This window comes from Streptomyces sp. NPDC006296 (assembly GCF_040613235.1).
Lineage (GTDB): Bacteria > Actinomycetota > Actinomycetes > Streptomycetales > Streptomycetaceae > Streptomyces.
In genome coordinates, this window is record NZ_JBEXRT010000027.1 from 24,760 (window position 1) to 43,328 (window position 18,569).

The 18,569-nt window shown below is 72.3% G+C and carries 20 protein-coding genes and 1 pseudogene; 8 read left to right on the top strand and 13 right to left on the bottom strand.

All coding sequences use genetic code 11. From position 1 onward, the window contains the following. The first annotated feature begins 19 nt into the window (after nucleotides 1–19). A complete protein-coding gene (locus ABZ172_RS19620) occupies nucleotides 20–502 on the top strand; it encodes a DUF456 domain-containing protein (RefSeq protein ID WP_356884994.1) in 483 nt (160 codons plus the stop codon). Between the two features lie 51 nt (nucleotides 503–553). Here the strand turns inward: ABZ172_RS19620 and rsgA are convergent, their stop codons facing one another. Next, the gene (rsgA, locus tag ABZ172_RS19625; protein ID WP_356884995.1) at nucleotides 554–1,708 is read right to left on the bottom strand and encodes a ribosome small subunit-dependent GTPase A; all 1,155 of its coding nucleotides are present in this window, start codon (nucleotides 1,706–1,708) and stop codon (nucleotides 554–556) included. Between the two features lie 320 nt (nucleotides 1,709–2,028). On the opposite strand from rsgA, the gene ABZ172_RS19630 reads away from it, so the two are divergent. Continuing rightward, on the top strand, nucleotides 2,029–2,529 hold the full coding sequence (locus ABZ172_RS19630; protein WP_356884996.1) for a DUF5949 family protein: 501 nt from the start codon (nucleotides 2,029–2,031) through the stop codon (nucleotides 2,527–2,529). Between the two features lie 136 nt (nucleotides 2,530–2,665). On the opposite strand, the gene ABZ172_RS19635 is transcribed toward ABZ172_RS19630, so the two are convergent. From ABZ172_RS19635 to ABZ172_RS19660, 6 genes are all read right to left on the bottom strand, one after another. Beyond that, nucleotides 2,666–3,073, bottom strand: a complete 408-nt coding sequence (locus ABZ172_RS19635) for a rodlin (RefSeq protein ID WP_356884997.1) — start codon at nucleotides 3,071–3,073, stop codon at nucleotides 2,666–2,668. Between the two features lie 116 nt (nucleotides 3,074–3,189). Further along, nucleotides 3,190–3,411, bottom strand: a complete 222-nt coding sequence (locus ABZ172_RS19640; RefSeq protein WP_356884998.1) for a hypothetical protein — start codon at nucleotides 3,409–3,411, stop codon at nucleotides 3,190–3,192. Between the two features lie 267 nt (nucleotides 3,412–3,678). After that, nucleotides 3,679–4,089, bottom strand: coding sequence for a rodlin (locus ABZ172_RS19645; RefSeq protein ID WP_356884999.1), 411 nt, complete (start codon nucleotides 4,087–4,089; stop codon nucleotides 3,679–3,681). Nucleotides 4,090–4,262: 173 nt separating this feature from the next. After that, entirely contained in the window at nucleotides 4,263–4,565 is a 303-nt protein-coding gene (locus tag ABZ172_RS19650) for a hypothetical protein (protein ID WP_356885000.1), read from the bottom strand. 176 nt (nucleotides 4,566–4,741) lie between these two features. Further along, the gene (locus ABZ172_RS19655) at nucleotides 4,742–4,933 is read right to left on the bottom strand and encodes a chaplin (RefSeq protein ID WP_356885060.1); all 192 of its coding nucleotides are present in this window, start codon (nucleotides 4,931–4,933) and stop codon (nucleotides 4,742–4,744) included. Between the two features lie 263 nt (nucleotides 4,934–5,196). Continuing rightward, a complete protein-coding gene (locus ABZ172_RS19660; protein ID WP_356885001.1) occupies nucleotides 5,197–5,601 on the bottom strand; it encodes a rodlin in 405 nt (134 codons plus the stop codon). A gap of 275 nt (nucleotides 5,602–5,876) precedes the next feature. On the opposite strand from ABZ172_RS19660, the gene ABZ172_RS19665 reads away from it, so the two are divergent. Then, nucleotides 5,877–6,650 carry a chaplin gene (locus ABZ172_RS19665; protein ID WP_356885002.1) on the top strand — a complete coding sequence of 258 codons (774 nt, stop codon included), beginning with the start codon at nucleotides 5,877–5,879 and terminating at the stop codon, nucleotides 6,648–6,650. Between the two features lie 87 nt (nucleotides 6,651–6,737). Here ABZ172_RS19665 and ABZ172_RS19670 read toward each other — a convergent pair whose 3' ends face one another. The 4 genes from ABZ172_RS19670 to ABZ172_RS19685 all read right to left on the bottom strand — a co-directional run bounded on the left by ABZ172_RS19670 (nucleotide 6,738) and on the right by ABZ172_RS19685 (nucleotide 10,966). Beyond that, nucleotides 6,738–7,196 (bottom strand): MaoC family dehydratase, encoded by a 459-nt coding sequence (locus ABZ172_RS19670; RefSeq protein ID WP_356885003.1) that lies wholly within the window; start codon nucleotides 7,194–7,196, stop codon nucleotides 6,738–6,740. 32 nt (nucleotides 7,197–7,228) lie between these two features. Continuing rightward, the gene (locus tag ABZ172_RS19675) at nucleotides 7,229–8,572 is read right to left on the bottom strand and encodes an MFS transporter (RefSeq protein WP_356885004.1); all 1,344 of its coding nucleotides are present in this window, start codon (nucleotides 8,570–8,572) and stop codon (nucleotides 7,229–7,231) included. A gap of 161 nt (nucleotides 8,573–8,733) precedes the next feature. Beyond that, nucleotides 8,734–9,960: an acetyl-CoA C-acetyltransferase gene (locus ABZ172_RS19680; RefSeq protein WP_356885005.1), complete on the bottom strand. Its 1,227-nt coding sequence runs from the start codon at nucleotides 9,958–9,960 to the stop codon at nucleotides 8,734–8,736. Nucleotides 9,961–10,075: 115 nt separating this feature from the next. Then, on the bottom strand, nucleotides 10,076–10,966 hold the full coding sequence (locus ABZ172_RS19685) for a LysR family transcriptional regulator (protein ID WP_356885061.1): 891 nt from the start codon (nucleotides 10,964–10,966) through the stop codon (nucleotides 10,076–10,078). Nucleotides 10,967–11,119: 153 nt separating this feature from the next. On the opposite strand from ABZ172_RS19685, the gene ABZ172_RS19690 reads away from it, so the two are divergent. The 4 genes from ABZ172_RS19690 (at nucleotide 11,120) to ABZ172_RS19705 (ending at nucleotide 14,915) form a co-directional block, all read left to right on the top strand. Continuing rightward, on the top strand, nucleotides 11,120–12,037 hold the full coding sequence (locus ABZ172_RS19690) for a CoA-transferase (protein WP_356885062.1): 918 nt from the start codon (nucleotides 11,120–11,122) through the stop codon (nucleotides 12,035–12,037). Between the two features lie 26 nt (nucleotides 12,038–12,063). Continuing rightward, nucleotides 12,064–12,840: a CoA-transferase gene (locus ABZ172_RS19695; RefSeq protein WP_356885006.1), complete on the top strand. Its 777-nt coding sequence runs from the start codon at nucleotides 12,064–12,066 to the stop codon at nucleotides 12,838–12,840. Nucleotides 12,841–12,923: 83 nt separating this feature from the next. Beyond that, a complete protein-coding gene (locus ABZ172_RS19700; RefSeq protein ID WP_356885007.1) occupies nucleotides 12,924–14,456 on the top strand; it encodes a 3-hydroxyacyl-CoA dehydrogenase in 1,533 nt (510 codons plus the stop codon). 63 nt (nucleotides 14,457–14,519) lie between these two features. Then, entirely contained in the window at nucleotides 14,520–14,915 is a 396-nt protein-coding gene (locus ABZ172_RS19705) for a VOC family protein (protein ID WP_356885008.1), read from the top strand. On the opposite strand, the pseudogene ABZ172_RS19710 reads toward ABZ172_RS19705, so the two are convergent. Beyond that, a pseudogene (locus ABZ172_RS19710) lies at nucleotides 14,852–15,651 on the bottom strand (DUF6597 domain-containing transcriptional factor). The gene ABZ172_RS19705 and the pseudogene ABZ172_RS19710 sit on opposite strands and share 64 nt — an antisense overlap. 4 nt (nucleotides 15,652–15,655) lie before the next feature. Next, complete coding sequence (locus tag ABZ172_RS19715; RefSeq protein WP_356885009.1) at nucleotides 15,656–16,789, bottom strand: YihY/virulence factor BrkB family protein; 1,134 nt, start codon at nucleotides 16,787–16,789, stop codon at nucleotides 15,656–15,658. A 17-nt stretch (nucleotides 16,790–16,806) separates the two neighbouring features. Here ABZ172_RS19715 and ABZ172_RS19720 point away from each other — a divergent pair, with 17 nt between their 5' ends. Next, nucleotides 16,807–18,444 carry an acyl-CoA dehydrogenase family protein gene (locus ABZ172_RS19720; RefSeq protein ID WP_356885010.1) on the top strand — a complete coding sequence of 546 codons (1,638 nt, stop codon included), beginning with the start codon at nucleotides 16,807–16,809 and terminating at the stop codon, nucleotides 18,442–18,444. Nucleotides 18,445–18,569: the final 125 nt, after the last annotated feature.

Sequence of the window (18,569 nt, forward strand, 5' to 3'; positions counted from 1 at the left end):
ACTCCGGCACCCTGGTCGAATGACTGTGTGGCAGCTCGTTGCCGTCGGGGCGGTGATGCTGCTCGGCCTGGTCGGCGTCCTGGTGCCGGGCGTGCCCGGGCAGGCGATCGTCTGGGCGGCGGTGCTGTGGTGGGCGCTGGCGGATCCCGGCCCGGTCGCCTGGGGCGTGCTGATCGGCACGACGTGCCTGCTGCTGCTGAACCAGGCCCTGAAGGCGCTGCTGCCCGCACGCCGCCCCCGCGAGTCGGGGGCCCCGCGCAGGACGCTGACGGCCGGTGGGATCGCGGCGATCGCCGGCTTCTTCGTCGTCCCGGTGGTCGGCGGGTTCCTCGGGTACGCCGGCACCGTCTACGGCGCCGAGCGCCTGCGCCTCGGCAGCCGGGCCGCGGGCTGGACCTCGCTCAGGTCCGTGCTGCGGACGACGGGGTACTCCGTGCTCGTGGAGCTCTACTGCTGCCTCCTGGCGGTGGGGGCCTGGCTCGGTGCCGTCGTCCGGGGCTGAGGCCGACGGGGCGCCCGGACGGCTGTCCGGGCGCCCCGCGGCCGTCCACCGTCAGAACGCCCTGCCCCGCTTCAGCTCCATGGCGGCGCGGCCCTCCGCTCCCCTGCGCTTCCATTCCCGCAGGGTCTCGGTGCGCAGCCGGGCGTCCGTCTTCGCGGCGATGCGGTGGTTCTCCCGGAGCAGCTTGCGGTAGCTGTCGAGGCGCCGTGCGGGCAGCGCCCCGTCCTCGATCGCGCGCGTCACGGCGCATCCGGGCTCGGACGCGTGGGCGCAGTCGTGGAACCGGCACCGCGCCGCGAGCTCCTCGATCTCCGAGAAGACCTGTCCGACGCCGGCCTCCGCGTCCCAGAGGCCGATCCCCCGCAGTCCGGGGGTGTCGATCAGGACGCCACCTCCGGGCAGCACGAGGAGGTTGCGTGTCGTGGTGGTGTGCCGGCCCTTCTCGTCGACGTCGCGCGTCTGCTGCACCCGCATCACGTCCTCGCCCAGCAGGGCGTTGGCCAGGGTCGACTTGCCGGCTCCCGAGGTGCCGAGCAGCACGCTGGTGCCGCCCCCGACGATCGCGCCGAACACGTCGACGCCCTCCCCCGTGGCGGAGCTGACGGGGAGCACCTGGACCCCGGGGGCGATGCGCTCGACGTCCTCGACGAGGTGCGACAGCGTGGTCGCGTCCGGTACGAGGTCGGCCTTGGTGAGCAGCACGAGCGGATGCGCCTCGTGCCGCACGGCCCGGGGCGCCTCGCCGAGCAGGGCGGCACCGGCGGTGCTGGACATGGCCAGGGCCAGGAACCGTTCCAGCCGGCCGAGGTCCGGCTCGACGGCCAGCGGGACGCAGATGACGATGTGGTCGATGTTGGTCGCGAGGACCTGCCCCTCGGAGCGCTGCGAGGACGTGGAGCGCACGAAGGCGGTACGACGCGGCAGGAGCGTACGGACGAACCGCGGATCGCCGTCGGGGTCGACGGCGACCCAGTCCCCGGTGCAGACGATCCGCATCGGATCGCGGGGCACCACGAACGCGGTGTCCGCCCGCACGACGCCCGTGGAGGTGACCACGTCGCACAGGCCGCGGTCGACCCGCACCACACGCCCGGGCAGGAGTCCCTGCTCGGCGTACGGGGCGAAGGCGCCGGCCCATGCGTCGTCCCAGCCGTACGCGGCCAGCGGGTGCGACGGGGTGGAAGCCTGGAAATCGGAGAAAGACAAGGGAAACCCTTCACAAGGGCGGCCCCGGCGACGCGCGTTCAGGCGCGGGAAGAGGAGGTCAAGGTCAGCCGGCGGCCACAGGGGTGGGAACGATGTGCTTCGGGTCGTGGGCGGTGCCCACCTCGACGACAGTCATCAATGTCCTCACCTCCTGGTTCCTCGATCTGCGCACACCCTAGCGGCAGGGTGTCCGGGGCGGTCAACAGGTTTTCCCGGGGCCGGATGCGCGCCCGGCGGATTGCCATGGTCTGGAAGTGATACTCCACGATCAGGTGATACGTATGCACCCGTACCGGTCTCATGCCGTTAGGGTGCCGGACATGACCACACCCAACACCGCCATCGCACCTTTCACACCTGCCCAGTTGGGCACACAGAGCCTGATCGGCTGGAGTGGGGCCAATCCGGCGACCGGCCGCGAGACCGCCTTCCTGCTCACCTACTCGCTCGGCGACGGATCCGACGGGCCGGAGGCGGGCGAGCGGGCCATGCGCACGGCCCTGGAGCGCAGCGGGCTGCGGATCGGGGGCGAGACGCTGGACGCCTCGGACCTCCCGAACCTCCCGGTGAAGCTGCTCGTCCAGGCCGGCCAGGCCGTCCTGACGCTGCCTCACTTCAACGCCCAGTACCCCGTGCCGGCCGAGTGGCTGGCCGTGGCGCAGTCGGAGGGCCAGGTGCACGGGATGTTCGCCACGCGCCCCTGGCCCGCCGCGGTTCCCGGGCAGCCGGTGAGCGAGGAACTGCTGAGCTCCTTCGTGGGCGACTCCGAAGTCATCGGCTCCTCCGCCCACTGCCTCATGCCGGTGCGCTCGCTCGGCTGACCCCGCCCGTTCCCCGTACACACGGCGATGCCCACCACTCCACGGGGGTGGTGGGCATCGCCGTGCGGGCGGGCCGCACAGCCGAATGCGGGCGGTCCGTGGGCGTGATGCCCCGGGCCGCCCGCATTCAGTGGTGTCAGTTGTTGCCGACGCCGTTGCCCGAGAGAACCGGGATGTCGCTCAGGATGTGCGACAGCGGCTCGTCACCCTTGGCCTGGGTGGAGTTGTCGGCGCACTGCTGGTTCTGCGGGTTGGACAGGACGTTGATGTCCTGGACCGCGACCGGCACGACGCCGACCAGCGAGCCCACGTTGGCCTTCACCGGGAGGGCGATGCAGGGCTTGTTCAGGGAGCCCTGCACGAGGCTGAGCTGGGGGCTCTGGTCACCCTTGGTGGAGCTGTTGCCGTACTCCGCCTCGGCACCGTTGCCGTTGACGGTCGTGGTGCCGTGGTCGTCACCGATCGCCATCGCCGAGGGGGCCGCGGCGGCGGACAGACCGAGGAGGGACACAGCCACAGCGGCGCCGGCCATCATCTTCTTCATTGCGCTTCACCTTTCGGAGCGTCCCGTTGTGGAACGTACTGATCAACCGAAAACGGAGGATTAGGTTCCGCTGTACCACTCGAACGGGTCATCACCGGCTCCAGGTGGACGCGGCCCTACCTGCCGCCCTGCTCCGCGCGTGCCGCGGGCACGAAGACCTCGCGACCTCGCCGCCCGCGGGGGCCCGCGGCCGGCGACGGGGGGCCGTCGGCGGGGCCGTGTCCGGCCTCGCGCCGCGCCGCGTCGCGCCATTCGGCGAGCAGCCGGTCGTAGATGGGCGTGGAGCTCTCCGGCGACCGGTCACGGCCGCGCGCATGGTGACTGTCGTACGGGTCCATGCAGGGCACCTACCCGGCCGGGCGGGCCACGTCGGCCGGGACCGGGGCAACCGGCCCAATTACCGCACTATCGGGCTAATGAGCCGCCCACCGGGGCAGCCGGCCCGGGACACACGTGTGGGGCCGGTCCGTCCGGTGCCCCGACCGCAGAACGGTCGGCGTACGGAAGGACCGGCCCCACACGTGCTCACTGACTACGCACTACGACGAGGCGGGAAACGGTGCACCCTGACCGAACGGTCGCAGGGGAGCCGGAACGATGCGGGATCAGTTGTTGCCCGCGCCGTTGCCCGAGAGCACCGGGATGTCGTTCAGGATGTGCGACAGCGCCTCGTCACCCTTGGCCTGGGTGGAGTTCTCGGTGCACTGCTGGTTCTGCGGGGAGGACAGGACGTTGATGTCCTGGACCGAGACCGGGACGAGTCCGAGCAGCGAACCGACGTTGGCCTTCGCCGGCAGGGCGATGCAGGGCTTGTTGAACGAGCCCTGGATGAGACCGATCTGCGGGCTCATGTCGCCGTGGGTGCTGCTGTTGCCGTAGTACTGGTCGGCACCGTTGCCGTTGATCGACGTCGTGCCGGTGTCGTTGCCGACCGCCATGGCCGAGGGGGCGGCAGCGGCGGAAATGCCGGCGACGGAGGCGGCGACTGCCGCGGACGCCAGGATCTTCTTCATCATGAACGTGTGCCCTTCTGGATTTTCTGTTGCCCGCCTGTCCGGAGCATTCTGAACAACTCCGTCCGTACGGTTCCGGTTTCGCCACTTCACCCGAACGATCTACCGCACCGGAATGCCGACCCGCGCACGGGAGCCGTCCGGCGGAGCGTCCGGGAGGAGCGGCAGGCCGCGGATCAGCCGCCGAGCGGGAGCCCGCCCATGAGGGGTCCGGCCGCCTCGGCCACACCCGAGACCGCCTCGGCCGACCTGCCGACCGCGCCGTCCTCCGTGACCTGACCGGCGGTCTGCCCCACCGCGTCCACCACGGGGTTCACCACCTGGTCGGGGACCGCGGGGACGGCGGTGGTCAGTTCGTTCACCCCGCCGGTGAGGCTGATCCGGGGGGCGGTGGGGGTGGTCGCGGCGAAGGCGGGCGAGGCCGCCCCGAGGGCGGCCACGGAACCTGCGACGAGGGCGACGGTCTTCGCGTACTTCACGTTCTCAAATCCCTTCTCCGGCGGCTTCTGCCGCCTCTGCACGGGACAACGACCGACCGGTGCACGGGGAAACGACGGCCCGTGGCATTTCCCCCGGGCGCGGAAAAGGCCCTGGGGCGCCGCATGGCACCCCAGGGCCCTTCACACGACGGACCGCAGGCCCGTTCGGCGAGGAATCAGCCGTTGACGCAGGTGTTGCCGAACGCCGGGTTCAGCAGACCGATGACGTTGACGGTGTTGCCGCAGACGTTGACCGGGATGTGGACCGGAACCTGGACCACGTTGCCGGACAGGACGCCCGGGGAGTGGGCGGCGACGGCGCCGGCGCCCGCGTCGGCCATGGCCGGGGTGGCGGCACCCAGCGCCATGAGGGATCCGGCGGCGACGGCGGCGACCTTGGTGTACTTCACGTTCATACCTTTCTGCAGCGGAGTCCTGGACGGACACGTCTTTCGTGCCGCACGGGCGCCTCGGTGAGCGCACCCGTGACTCCGGATTCGTCATACGTAACGATGTGCGGGCGCATTCGAAACGCCATGGAAAGCGTTTCCGGAAAAACCGCCCGATTGACACGGGCCCGGGCCGCACGATGGAGGAGTGTCGGCGGCCCGGACCGGTCAGGGTGGCGCGGTCAGCTGTTGCCGGCGCCGTTGCCCGAGAGGACCGGGATGTCGCTCAGGATGTGCGACAGCGCCTCGTCACCCTTGGCCTGGGTGGAGTTGTCCGCGCACTGCTGGTTCTGCGGGGAGGACAGGACGTTGACGTCCTGGACCGCGACCGGCACGAGGATGCCGACGAGCGAACCGGCGTTGGCCTTCACCGGGAGGGCGACACAGGGCTTGTTGAGCGAGCCCTGCACGAGGCTGAGCTGCGGGCTCTGGTCACCCTTGGTGGCGCTGTTGCCGTACGCGGCGTCGGCACCGTTGCCGTTGACCGACGTCGTGCCGGTGTCGTCGCCGATCGCCATGGCGCTGGTCGCCGAGAGACCGAGGATGGAGGCGGCGACGGCGCCCGTCGCCAGAACCTTCTTGATCACGATGAACCCTTCTCGTACCGAGTGCCCCGCAGCGGAGCACCCTGATCAACTCATCGCGAGACGTTTGGTTGCCCCCGTCCGGCACCGTTCACCCGAATGCCGTAAATGCCCTGTCGAACGCACACCCGTACGTGACCCTTACGGGTGGTTACAGAATTTCCACCGATCTCCAAGTTTCCCCCGCAACCGTCGCGTCGTTAGGCAGTCGTCCGCGTCGATGGAATGACCGCCATCAGGGTCACCGCCCACGCGATTTTCCCGGAGAAGGGCATGTAATGCGACAGGTTCTGAACAAAAGCATGATCGTCATGGCGGCGGCGTCGGGCATCCTGACCGCCGCGGGCGGTTATGCGCACGCCGACGCCTCGGCCGACGGAGTCGCCGCGAACTCGCCCGGTGTCGGTTCGGGCAACGCCGTGCAGGTCCCGGTGCACGTCCCGGTGAACGTCTGCGGCAACACCGTCAATGTCGTCGCCCTGCTGAACCCGGCCTTCGGCAACGCCTGCGCGAACGTCAGCTCGCACGAGCAGCAGGACGACGACGCCTACGGCGACGGGCACGGCGACTCCCAGGGCCACAAGGGATCCGGATCCGGCGCGAGCGCCGACGGCAAGGCCGTCGGTTCCCCCGGTGTCCTCTCCGGCAACCTGGCCCAGGTCCCGGTGGACGTCCCGGTGAACGCGTGCGGCAACAGCGTCGATGTCGTCGGTCTGCTGAACCCGGTGTTCGGCAACGACTGCGTGAACGACAGCGGTCACGACCAGGGCCACCCCCCGGTGAAGCCGCCGGTGCCCCCGACCACGACCCCGCCGTCGGAGGAGCCGCCGACCGTCACCCCGCCGACCGAGGAGCCGCCGAAGGTCACGCCTCCGACCTCCGAGACCCCGGCTGAGGAGCCTCCGGCCGGCAACCCCGGCCCGAACACCCCTGACACGCAGCTGGCCCAGACCGGTGCCGCCGACATGGGCATCGCCGCCGGTGCGGCCGCGGGTCTGCTGCTGGGCGGCGCGGTGCTGATGCGCCGCACCCGCGCTTCGCGCAACCAGTAGTCCGCACGCGCAAGGGCCGTCCCGCAGCCTGGGTGCTGCGGGACGGCCCTTCCGTACGAGTGGGGTGCGGTGGCGGCCGCCGGCCGGTCAGGGGTAGAAGTGCGTCAGTGACTCGGCCACGCAGGCCGGCTTCCCGGACCCCTCCAGCTCGAAGGTGAAGGCCCGTGTCATCTGCACGCCACCCCGTGCGACCTCGCTCACCGCGGTGACGCGGGCGTGCAGGCGGACCCGGCCGCCGACGGGGACGGGTGCCGGGTGGCGCACCCGGTTCACCCCGTAGTTCAAGGCCCGCCCCACGCCGGTCACCTGGAGCAGTTCGCCGAACATCGGGATGCCCCAGCTCAGCACCATGAAGCCGTGGGCGATGGTCCGTCCGTACGGACCGGCCGCGGCGCGTGCGGCGTCGGTGTGGATCCACTGGTGGTCCCCCGAGACGTACGCGTAGGCGTCGATGAGCTCCTGGGTGACCTCCTTCCACTGCGAGCGTCCGAGGTCCCGCCCGCCGAGGGCGAGGATCTCCGGGATGCCGTGCGCGGTGAGCGGCATGGGCGGTGCTCCGTTCTGCGGTTACGGGCGGATCAGGCGGTGACCGGCGCGGTGCGCGGCGGGGCGGCCGGCTCGGCGGCCTGCTCGTCGTGGTCGGGACGCTTGAGCAGGAGGAGCATGCAGCCGAGGGTCAGGGCCACCTGGAAGACGGCGTAGGCGATGACGGCGGTGATGGAGCCGGTGCGGTTCAGCAGGAACTGGCCGATGATCGGGGTCGTGCCGCCGAGCAGGGTGCCGCAGAGCTGGTAGCAGAGCGAGATGCCGGTGTAGCGCAGATGGGCCGGGAAGCGGCTGGCGAGCATGCCGGCGAGGGCCGCGTAGTAGAGGCAGTGCGGGACGGTGGCGACGGCGACGCCGAGCATCGCGAGGCCGTATTTCTCGGTGCTGATGAGGACGAACATCACCGGCATCAGGATCAGTTCCGGGACCAGCATCACGACGACCGCGCGGGACCAGCTCTTCATCCGGGTGGCGAGGACGGCGCCGAAGGGCTGGACGAGGATCTGGGTGACGTTGGCGACCAGGATGATCGTCAGGAAGGAACTGCGGTCGAAGCCGAGCGAGGTGGTGGCCCAGGACAGGGCGAACGTCGACTTGAAGTAGGTCGCGGACAGCCCGATGGTGCAGGCGCCGATGCCGAGGACGATCAGCATGGGGTGGCTGCGCAGGACCTCGGTCAGCGGGAGCCTGGCGACTTCCTTCTTCTCGATGAGCTTGGCCATGGCCGGGGATTCGGCGACCTTCAGCCGGACCAGCAGGCCGACCATGACGAGTGCGGCGGAGGCGAGGAAGGGCACGCGCCAGCCCCAGGAGACGAAGGCCTCGTCGGGGAGCCGGCTGATGGCCAGGAAGCTCAGGGTGGACAGGGTGTTCCCGACCGGCGAGCCCTGCTGGGCGAAGGCGCCGTACAGGACGGACTTGCCCTTGGGCGCGTGCTCGGAGGCGATCAGGACGGAGCCGCCCCACTCACCGCCGAGGCCGATGCCCTGGATCATGCGGATGCAGACGAGCAGGATCGGGGCGGCGATGCCGATGGAGGCGTAGCCGGGCAGCAGTCCGATCGCGGTGGTCGAGACGCCCATCATCAGCAGCGTGATGACGAGTGTCTTCTTGCGGCCCAGCCGGTCGCCGTAGTGGCCGAAGACGATGCCGCCGAGGGGGCGGGCGAGGAAGCCGACCCAGAAGGTCGCGAAGGCGACCAGGGTGCCTACGGGGCCTTCGAGTTCGGGGAAGAACACCTTGTCGAAGACGAGCGCCGCCGCGGTCCCGTAGATGTAGAAGTCGAACCACTCGATGGTGGAGCCGATGAAGGCTCCGAATCCCGCGCGGTTGGCGGCCTTCGTTCGCTCGCGTGCGGATGCGGTGGTCGCACTCATGGGTGGCTCCCGTGAACTTCGTCGGTCAGGCGGATGCGGACGGATGGAGGCATGGCGGATCCGGCGTCGTCGGGGACGCCCTGGACCGCGTGGTGGCGGGTGGTGCCGGAAGGAGGGAACTGCCGGGGCGGGACGGGGTGGTGGCGGGGTGCGGGGGCCGGTCAGGCGGCGATGCGCTCGAAGACCGCGGCGAGGCCCTGGCCGCCGCCGATGCACATCGTCTCCAGCCCGTAGCGCGCCCGGCTGCGGTGCATCTCGCGGCTGAGGGTGGCGAGGATGCGGGCGCCGGTGGCGCCCACGGGGTGGCCGAGCGAGACCCCGGAGCCGTTGACGTTGATGCGCTGCTCGTGGTCCTTCTCGCCGAGGCCCAGCTCCCGGGTGCAGGCGAGCACCTGGGCGGCGAAGGCCTCGTTGATCTCGATCAGGTCGAGGTCGGCGAGGGTGAGTCCGGCCCGTCCGAGGGCGGCGTGGGTGGCCGGGACGGGGCCGATGCCCATCGTCGCGGCGGGGACACCCGCGCGGGCGAAGGAGACCAGGCGGACGAGCGGGGTGAGCCCGAGCCGTTCGGCGGTGGCGGCGCTGGTGACCAGGCAGGCGGCGGCTGCGTCGTTCTGTCCGCTCGCGTTGCCGGCGGTGACGGTGGCCTCCGGGTCGCTCCCGGCCATGAGGGGGCGCAGTGCGGCGAGTTGTTCGGCGGTGGTGTCGGGGCGGGGGTGCTCGTCGGCGGTGACGACCGTCTCGCCCTTGCGGCCGCGCACGGTGACGGGGACGGTCTCCGCGTCGTAGCGCCCCTCCCGCACCGCGCGGGCGGCGCGGGCCTGGGAGCGCAGGGCGAGGGCGTCCTGGTCGGCGCGGCTGACGGAGTAGGCGCGGCGGAGGTTCTCCGCGGTCTCGATCATGCCGCCGGGTACGGGGTGGTGGACGCCGCCCGCGGTGACCCGGCCCCGGGCCAGCGCGTCGTGGAGCTGGAGCCCGGGCCCCTTGATGCCCCAGCGTCCGTCGTGCGTGTAGTAGGGCGCGGCGCTCATGACGTCGACGCCGCCGGCGATGACGACCTCGCTGAAGCCGGCCCGGATCTGCATGGCCGCGTCCAGGACCGCCTGGAGGCCGGAGCCGCAGCGGCGGTCGGTCTGGAGGCCGGTGACGGTGTCGGGGAGGCCGGCGTCCAGTGCGGCGACCCGGCCGATGGCGGGGGCCTCGGCCGTGGGGTAGGCGTGTCCGAGGATCACCTCGTCGACCCGGTCGGGGTCGACTCCGGTGCGGGCGACCACCTCGGCGATGACGCGTGCGGCGAGCGCGGCCGGGGTCTGTCCGGCGAAGGCTCCGCCGAAACGGCCGATGGGGGTGCGCAGCGGCTCGCAGATGACGACATCGGTCCGGTCGGACACGGCGGAACACCTTTCGGCGGGTTCGGGTGTGTGGGGTGACCTTCGCACTGGACCACTGAGTCGGTCCAATATCGAGTTACCGCACGTTCAAGACGCCAGGCGTCTCAATCGTGCGTCAGGGCGTCGGCAGCGCCTCCTCGGCGACCGCGAGGACCGCGCGCAGCGCCGCGGAGGGGTTGTCGGTGCGCCAGGCCAGGGCGGCCTGGCGCCGGATGGGCGGCCCGGCGAGGGGGCGGTAGACCAGCCCGTTCTGCTGGATGTGGCGGACGGAGGAGACCGTGAGCGTGATGCCGACCCCCGCGGCGACGAGGGCCAGGATGGTGTACGAGTCGGGGGCCTCCTGCACCACCCGCGGGTTGAAGCCGGTGGCCTCGCAGGCCTGGACCATCACGTCGCGCACCGTGGAACCGGCGTTCGCGGGGAAGGAGACGAAGGGTTCGTCGGCGAGGACCCCGATCGGGATGCTCTCCAGCCGGGCGAGCGGGTGGTCGGAGGGCAGTGCGCACAGCAGCTCCTCCTCGCCGATCACCCGGCAGGCCACCCCGGGCTGGGTGACCGGCAGCCGCACGAACCCGAGGTCGAGGGAGCCGTCGGCGACCCGGGACAGGGCGACGTTCGCGTAGGTCTGGCCCTTCATGACGAGCTCGATCCCGGGGTGGGCGGCGCGTACGGCCCGGGTGAGCAGCGGCAGCGTCTCGTGGCTGGAGGCTCCCGCGAAGCCGATGGTGACCCGGCCGTACTCCCCACGGCCCGCGGCCCTGGCGGCCCGTACCGCCGTGTCGAGGTCGTCGAGCACGGTCCGTACGGGTCCGAGGAAGGACTCACCCGCGCTGGTGAGCCGCACCGAGCGGGTGTTGCGCTCGAAGAGCTGGACGCCGAGTTCCTTCTCCAGCTGCCGGATCTGCTGGCTGAGCGGGGGCTGGGCCATCTGCAGCCGCTTGGCGGCGCGGCCGAAGTGCAGTTCCTCGGCGACCGCGGTGAACGCGGTCAGATGGCGCAGTTCCATCGGGATTCCATTCATTAATCCAGGGTCTTGATCCGACCTTAATTTGGTATTGGACGGCAATCAATGGTCGCTGACACGGTGGGGGCGACCAACACGCACTCGCCGAGGAGCACCGTGGAGCGGACCGATACGGCCGACGGGCCCAGCAAGGTCATGTCGATGAGGGAGGCGGTCGCCGCCTTCGTGCACGACGGGGCGACCGTCTGCCTGGAGGGCTTCACCCACCTCGTCCCGACCGCGGCCGGGCACGAGATCATCCGTCAGGGGCGCAGGGACCTGACCGTCGTGCGGATGACGGCGGACATCGTGGTGGACCAGATGATCGCCGCGGGCTGTGTGGCGCGGCTGGTCTCCTCCTTCGTGGGCAACTCCTCCGCCGGTTCGCTCGGAGAGCTGCGGCGCCGGATCGAACGCGGCGATCCCGCTCCGCTGGCCTTCGAGGAGTACAGCCACTACGGGATGGTCTGCCGCTACCTCGCGGGGTCCCAGCGGCTGCCGTTCTACCCGTTGCGCAGTTACGGCGGCAGTGATCTGCCGGGCGTCAACAGCGCGCTGCGCAAGGTGACGTCCCCGTACCCGGGGCCGGACGGGGAGCCGGAGCAGATCTACGTCGTACCGCCCGTCAACCCGGACGTGACGATCGTCCACGCGCAGCGGGCCGACCGCCGGGGCAACACCCAGATCTGGGGACTGACCGGCATCCAGGCCGAGGCGGTGTACGCGGCGGACCGGGCGATCGTGGTCGTCGAGGAGGTCGTCGAGGACGAGGTGGTCCGCTCGGACCCCAACCGCACGCTGGTGCCCTCCCACGCCGTGGACGCGGTCGTCGTCTGCCCGCGCGGGGCGCATCCGTCCTTCGCCCAGGGCTACTACGACCGCGACAACGCCTTCTACCGGGCCTGGTCGCACATCAGCGGGGACCCGGAGCGGTTGCGGGCGTGGCTGGCGGAGTGGGTGTACGGGACGGCCGACCACGCCGAGTACGTCGACAAGCTGGGCGAGGAGTTCTGGGCGGGCCTCGCGGTCGGCGAGGCCCTGAGCGAACCGGTGAACTACGGGAGGCGACTGTGAGCGGGTCCCGGGACGAGGAACGGAACATGACCACCACCGCACCGGGGGCCGTCACCCCGTCCGAGCTGCTCTCGGTCGTCGCCGCCCGCGAACTCGCTTCCCGCCGCACGGTGTTCGCCGGGATCGGGCTGCCCACGCTCGCCACCGAGCTGGCCCGTCTGACGGTCGCCCCGCAGATCGAGGTGGTGTACGAGTCGGGGGTCTGCGGGGCGCACCCCTCGCACCTGCCGGAGACCATCGCCGACGCCGTGATCGTCTCGGGCGCGGAGGCCGTGCTGTCGATGCCGGCCCTGTTCGGCTGTGTGCTGCAGGGCGGCCACATCGACGTGGGCTTCCTCGGCGCCGCGCAGATCGACCGGTGGGGCAGCCTCAACACCTCGGTGATCGGGGACTACGGGAGTCCGGCGGTGCGGCTGCCCGGGTCGGGCGGCGCCGTCGAGGTGATGGCCAACTCCCGCGAGGTCTTCGTGGTGATGCGCCGTCACGATCCGCGCTCCTTCACCGGGACCCTGGACTTCTGCACCACGCCGGGCCCCGACCGCGCACGCGCCGAGGGCATCAGGCCGCTGGGCGCGGGGGTCACCCGGGTCATCACCGAACTGGGCATCCTGGCCCGCTCCGGCGTGGGCGAGGAGCTCCAACTGGTCGCCGTCCACCCCGGTGTGACGGTGGACCGGGTGCGGGAGGCCACCGGCTGGGACCTCCGGGTCGCCGACGACGTCGGGACCGTGCCCCCGCCGACCGGGGCGGAGCTGCGCCTGCTGCGCGAGGACGTCGACCCCGGACGGGTCTACCTCCGCTGAAGCCGGCCGCCCGTACCCGCCGGCCCCCACCGCGGCTACCGTCGCTGCCATCGACCCGCACCTGCCGAGAGGACGTCACCGCCATGCGTATCAGGATCGTCGGCGCCGGAGCCATGGGCCGGGGCATCGCCCAGTGGGCCGCGACCGCCGGGCACACCGTGGAACTCTGCGACGTCCGGCCCGAGGCGGTGGCGGCGGCGGTGGACTTCGTCCGGTCGATGCTGGAACGCGCGGTCGAGAAGGGCCGGATGTCCGCCGGGGACTCCGCCGCCGCCCTGGAGCGGCTGGTCCCGCTGGACGACCCGTGGGCGCCGGGTCCGGAGGTCGAACTGGTCGTCGAGGCCGTGCGCGAGGACCTGGACACCAAGGCCGAGGTCTTCGGGAGGCTGGAGCGGGTCCTGCCGGAGTCCGCGGTCTTCGCGACCAACACCTCCTCCCTGTCGGTGACCCGGATCGCCGCCTCGCTGCGGGACCCGGGCCGGCTCGCCGGGCTGCACTTCTTCAACCCCGTGCCGCTGATGAAGATCGTCGAGGTGGTCCCGGGCGCCGCCACCCGTCCAGGGATCCCGCCGTTGCTGACGGCGCTGGTCGAGGGCTGCGGCCACCGTGCGGTGACCGTGGCCGACACCCCCGGTTTCCTCGTCAACCACGCCGGACGGGGGCTGGTCACGGAAGCCCTGGCGCTGCTGGAGGAGTCGGTCGCGGATCCGGCCGGGATCGACCGGATCGCCCGTGACGTGCTGGGGCTGCGCATGGGTCCCTTCGAGCTGATGGACCTCACCGGGCTCGACGTCACGGCGGCGGTGATCGACACCGTCTGGCAGGGCTTCCGCCACGAGGACCGGCTCCGTCCGTCCTTCCTCACCCCGAACCGGGTCACGGCCGGGCTGCACGGACGCAAGACCGGCCGGGGCTGGTTCGGGTACGGCCCCGATGCGCCGTCGCCGGCCCCGGAAGCGCCGGTGACGGGTGACCCCGGCCGGCCGGTGTTCGTGGCGGGGACGGAGGGGGACGAGCTGCGGAGCGCGCTGGGCGTGGCCGGCGCGGTGATCGAGACCGGCACCGGCCCCTCGGCGGAGGCGCTGGTGCTCGTCCCCGTCTGGGGGACCACCGTGGCCGCGGCGGTGGCCGCGGCGGGGCTGCCCGCCGCACGCACCTTCGGGGTGGACCCGCTGCCTCCGGCCGGGCGCCGCCGGGTGCTCGCGGTGACGCCCGCCTCCGACCCGTCCGCCGCGCGGGACGCCCGCGCGGTGCTGGCCCGTCCGGCGGACGGCGGGGAGCCGTTCGCCGTGTCGGTGGTGCGGGACACCGCGGGTTCGGTGGCGCAGCGGCTGCTCGCCTCGGTGGTCTCCGTCGCGGCCTCGATCGCGGAGCGCTCCCTGGCGGCCCCGGCCGACATCGACCTCGCCGTGACCACCGGCCTGGGCTACCCGGTGGGGCCGCTGGCCTGGGGCGACCGGATCGGAGCCGCACGGATGCTGGACCTCCAGCGGTCCCTGCACGCCACGACCGGCGACCCGCGCCACCGTCCGGCCCGCTGGCTCACCGAGCGCGCCCAGCTGGGCCTGCCGCTGACGGAGCCGGGCACCGCGCCCGCCGACTGCGCGGGTCCGTGACCGGTCCGGGGGCACGACCGTTTCGTACACGACCCGGTCGCGCCCCCGGCCTACGGTCGTCCCATGACTCCTCGACTCGACGCGATCTCCGTCACCACCGCCGACCTTTCCGCCTCGCTGGCCTTCTACCGACGGCTGGGCCTCGACGTCCCCGCGGACGCCGGGGCGGCTCCCCATGTGGAGGTGGCGCTCCCCGGGGGGCTGCGCCTCATGTGGGACACCGAGGAGACCGTCCGCTCCTACGACCCGGACTGGACGGGGCCGGGGGGCGGTGAGCGCCTCGGGCTCGCCTTCCTCTGCGACGGCCCCGGGGAGGTCGACGCCGTGTACGCCGATCTGACGGGCGCCGGGTACACGGGGCACCTGGAGCCCTGGGACGCCGTCTGGGGCCAGCGTTACGCGGTGGTCCTGGACCCCGACGGCTGCGCGGTCTCGCTGTTCGCCGCGCAGGCTCCGTAGCCGGCGGCGGCCGGTACCGGACCGGGGGTCACGGGAGGGCCCTCAGGTGGTCGCCGAGGGTGATGCCCGCCAGGTCCCGCATCTCACGGGCCAGATGGGCCTGGTCCGTGCAGCCCGCGGTGTACGCGGCCTCGGCCCGGGGGACGCCCGCGCTCACCAGGGCCAGGGCGCGCTGGAGCCGCAGGATCCTGGCCAGGGTCTTGGGCCCGTACCCGAACGCGGCCAGCGAGCGGCGGTGCAGCTGGCGGGGGCCGAGTCCCACGGCGTGCGCGGTGGCGGTGACGGAGCTCCCCCGCCGCAGGCGCGCGGCGACGTCCGTCAGGAGCGGGTCGGGAGGCTCGCCGAGGGCCGCCCGGCGCAGGGCGACGGCCTCCAGCGCGGCGGCCGGGTCACCGGCCTCCGCGGTCCGCCCGGTCAGCTCACGGACCTCCGCGGCCGGCCAGAGCGCGTCGAGCGGAACCCGTGTGTCGCGGAGCTCGTGGGCCGGCACGCCGAGCAGCGCGGGTGCCGTACCGGGGGCGAAGCGGATGCCGGCGCAGCTGCCGGCCAGCGCCGCGGGCGGGGTGAAGGCGTGCGTGTCGGGGCCCGCCACGAGCAGCCGGCCGCCGGCCCACAGCAGATCCATGCAGCCGTCCGGCAGGACGGGCCGGCCGGGGTCACGCGGTCCGCTCCAGGTCCAGAGGACCGCTCCGGCGAGCCGCGACGCCCGCTCCTCGTACCGTGCGCCGGTGCCCACCGGACTACGGGGCGTCCTTGTCGCGGCTCCCGCCGTGCAGACGGGACTTCACGTCGTCGGGGGGCAGGAAGCGGGACCAGCGCTCGGGGAACTCCGAGGGCATGGAGACGTCCTCGTCCTCGTCGTCGGCGTACGCGTCCCAGTCCGCCGCCCGGGAGCGCGCCACCAGCTGTGCCGCCTGGGCCGCCCTGATCCGGTCGCTGGTGGCGCGGGCCGCGGAGGTCGCGAGCGAGGGCCAGACGCGGTCGATCGCGGCGTTCACCGCGGCGCCGACCAGGACGGCGAAGGCGGAGATGCCTATCCAGAGCAGGACGGCGATGGGCGCGGCCAGTGAGCCGTAGATGGTGGGCCCCTCCACCGTGCTGGTGAGGTAGATCCGCAGCAGGAAGCTGCCCAGCACCCACATCCCGAGCGCCACCAGCGCCCCGGGCACGTCCTCTATCCACGGCGAGCGGACGGGCACGGACACGTGGTAGAGCGTCGTCAGGAACGCGATGGACAGCAGTATCACCAGCGGCCAGTACATGACCGCGAGCATCTCCGTGCCCCAGGGGACGAACTCCACCACCCGGTCGGGGCCGACCACCAGCAGCGGCAGGACGACCGCGCCGAGCAGCAGCGCCACCACGTACAGCAGGAAGGCGAGCAGCCGCGTCTTGACGATGCCGCGGTGGCCGTCGAGGCCGTACATCACGGTGATGGTGTCGATGAAGACGTTCACCGCGCGGGACCCGGACCAGAGCGCGATCGCGAAGCCGAGGGAGATGACGTCGGGGCGGGCGCCCGTGGTGACGTCGGCTATAAGGGGTTTGGCGATGTCGTTGACGCCCCGCTCCGACAGCACCGTCTGCACCGCGCCCAGGATGTTGCGCTCGATGGAGGCGACCGTGGTGGTGGACGTCCAGTCGTCGACGTATCCGAGCAGGCCGATCAGGCCGAGCAGCAGAGGGGGCAGGGACAGCAGGGTGAAGAACGCCGCCTCGGCCGCGAGACCGAGGATGCGGTACTCGATGCACGAATTGACCGTGTCCTTGAGCAACTGCCACGCCATCTGCCGCTTCGAGACGTTGCGGTAGAGGACGCGGGCCCGGTGGAGCCGGCCCGGTGGCCGTTCGGGTGTTTCCTTTGCTGCCTGCACCTCCTTACCGTATCGGCATGGCAGCGAGCACCCACACAGTGACCAACCAGGTACCCCCGCTGGTCGGCTATGACGTCTTCGCCGGCGACCGGGCGCTGACGGAGGCGGTCGAGCGGCACCTCGCCCCGGACGTCCTCGACGAGGCCCGGGAGGAACTCGGCACGCTGGGCCGGTCCGCCGGCTCGGTCCAGGCCCAGGAGTGGGGTGCGCAGGCCAACGAGAACCCGCCGCGGCTGCGCACCCACGACCGGTACGGCCACCGCGTCGACGAGGTGGAGTTCCACCCGGCCTGGCACCGCCTGCTGGGGCACGCGGTCACGTCCGGGCTGACGGACGCCTGGGGCAGGCGGGGCGGCCACGTGCGGCGTGCGGCCGGGTTCCTGGTCTGGACGCAGGCCGAGGCGGGCCACGGATGCCCGCTGTCGATGACGCACGCGGCGGTCCCGGCGCTGCGCACCGACCCGGCGCTGGCCGCGGAGTGGGAGCCGCTGCTGACCTCGCACGTCTACGAGCAGGGGCTGCGGTCCGCGTCGCACAAGGCCGGTGCGCTCTTCGGGATGGGCATGACCGAGAAGCAGGGCGGCACCGACGTGCGGTCCAACACCACGCGCGCCGAGCCGCTGGCCGCCGACGGGGAGTACCTGCTCACCGGCCACAAGTGGTTCTGTTCGGCGCCGATGTCCGACGGCTTCCTGGTGCTGGCGCAGGCGCCGGGCGGGCTGAGCTGCTTCCTCGTCCCGCGGGTCCTCCCCGACGGTGCGCGCAACCCCTTCGCGATCCAGCGCCTGAAGGACAAGCTGGGCAACCGGTCCAACGCGTCCGGCGAGGTCGAGTTCGACGGGACCTGGGCCCGCCGGGTCGGCGAGGAGGGTCGCGGGGTGCGCACCATCATCGAGATGGTGGCGGCGACCCGGCTGGACTGCGTGGTCGGTTCGGCCGCGCTGATGCGCCAGGCGGTGGCGCAGGCGGTCCATCACAGCGCCCACCGCAGCGCGTTCGGCGGGCTGCTGATCGAGAAGCCGCTGATGCGCAACGTGCTGGCCGATCTGGCCCTGGAGTCGGAGGCCGCGACCACCCTCGCGCTGCGGCTGGCCGCGGCCTACGACGCGGACACCGAGGAGGAGCGCGCCTTCCTGCGGATCGCGGTGCCGGCCGCCAAGTACTGGGTGACGAAGCGGTGCTCCGCGGTGGTCGGCGAGGCCCTGGAGTGCCTCGGCGGCAACGGGTACGTCGAGGAGTCCGGGATGCCGAGGCTGCTGCGCGAGGCCCCGCTCAACTCGATCTGGGAGGGCTCGGGCAACGTACAGGCGCTCGACGTGCTGCGCGCGCTGCAACGGGAGCCGCGCGCGCTCGACGCGTTCCTGCGGGAGGTCGGGAAGGCGCGCGGCGCGGACCGCCGGCTGGACGCGGCGATCAAGGACCTGCTGACGGAACTGGCCGACCTGGAGGGCGCGGAGGCGCGCGCCCGGCGGCTGGTGGAGCGGATGGCCCTGGTGCTGCAAGGCTCGCTGCTGCTGCGCTGGGCGCCGCCCGAGGTCGCGGACGCGTTCTGCGCCTCGCGGCTGGGCGGGGACTGGGGCTCGGCCTTCGGGACGCTGCCGCACGGTCCGGACCTGGCCGTGATCGTGGAGCGGGCGCGGGCCGGGGAGGTCTGAGGGCCGGCCCGGCAGGCGGCAGGCGACGGAGGGTGGTGCTGCGCCGACACGGCACCACCCTCCACGCCTGTGCACCACCGCACGGCGGGTCGAGGACTCACCGCGCGGCGTTCCTCCACTCTTGT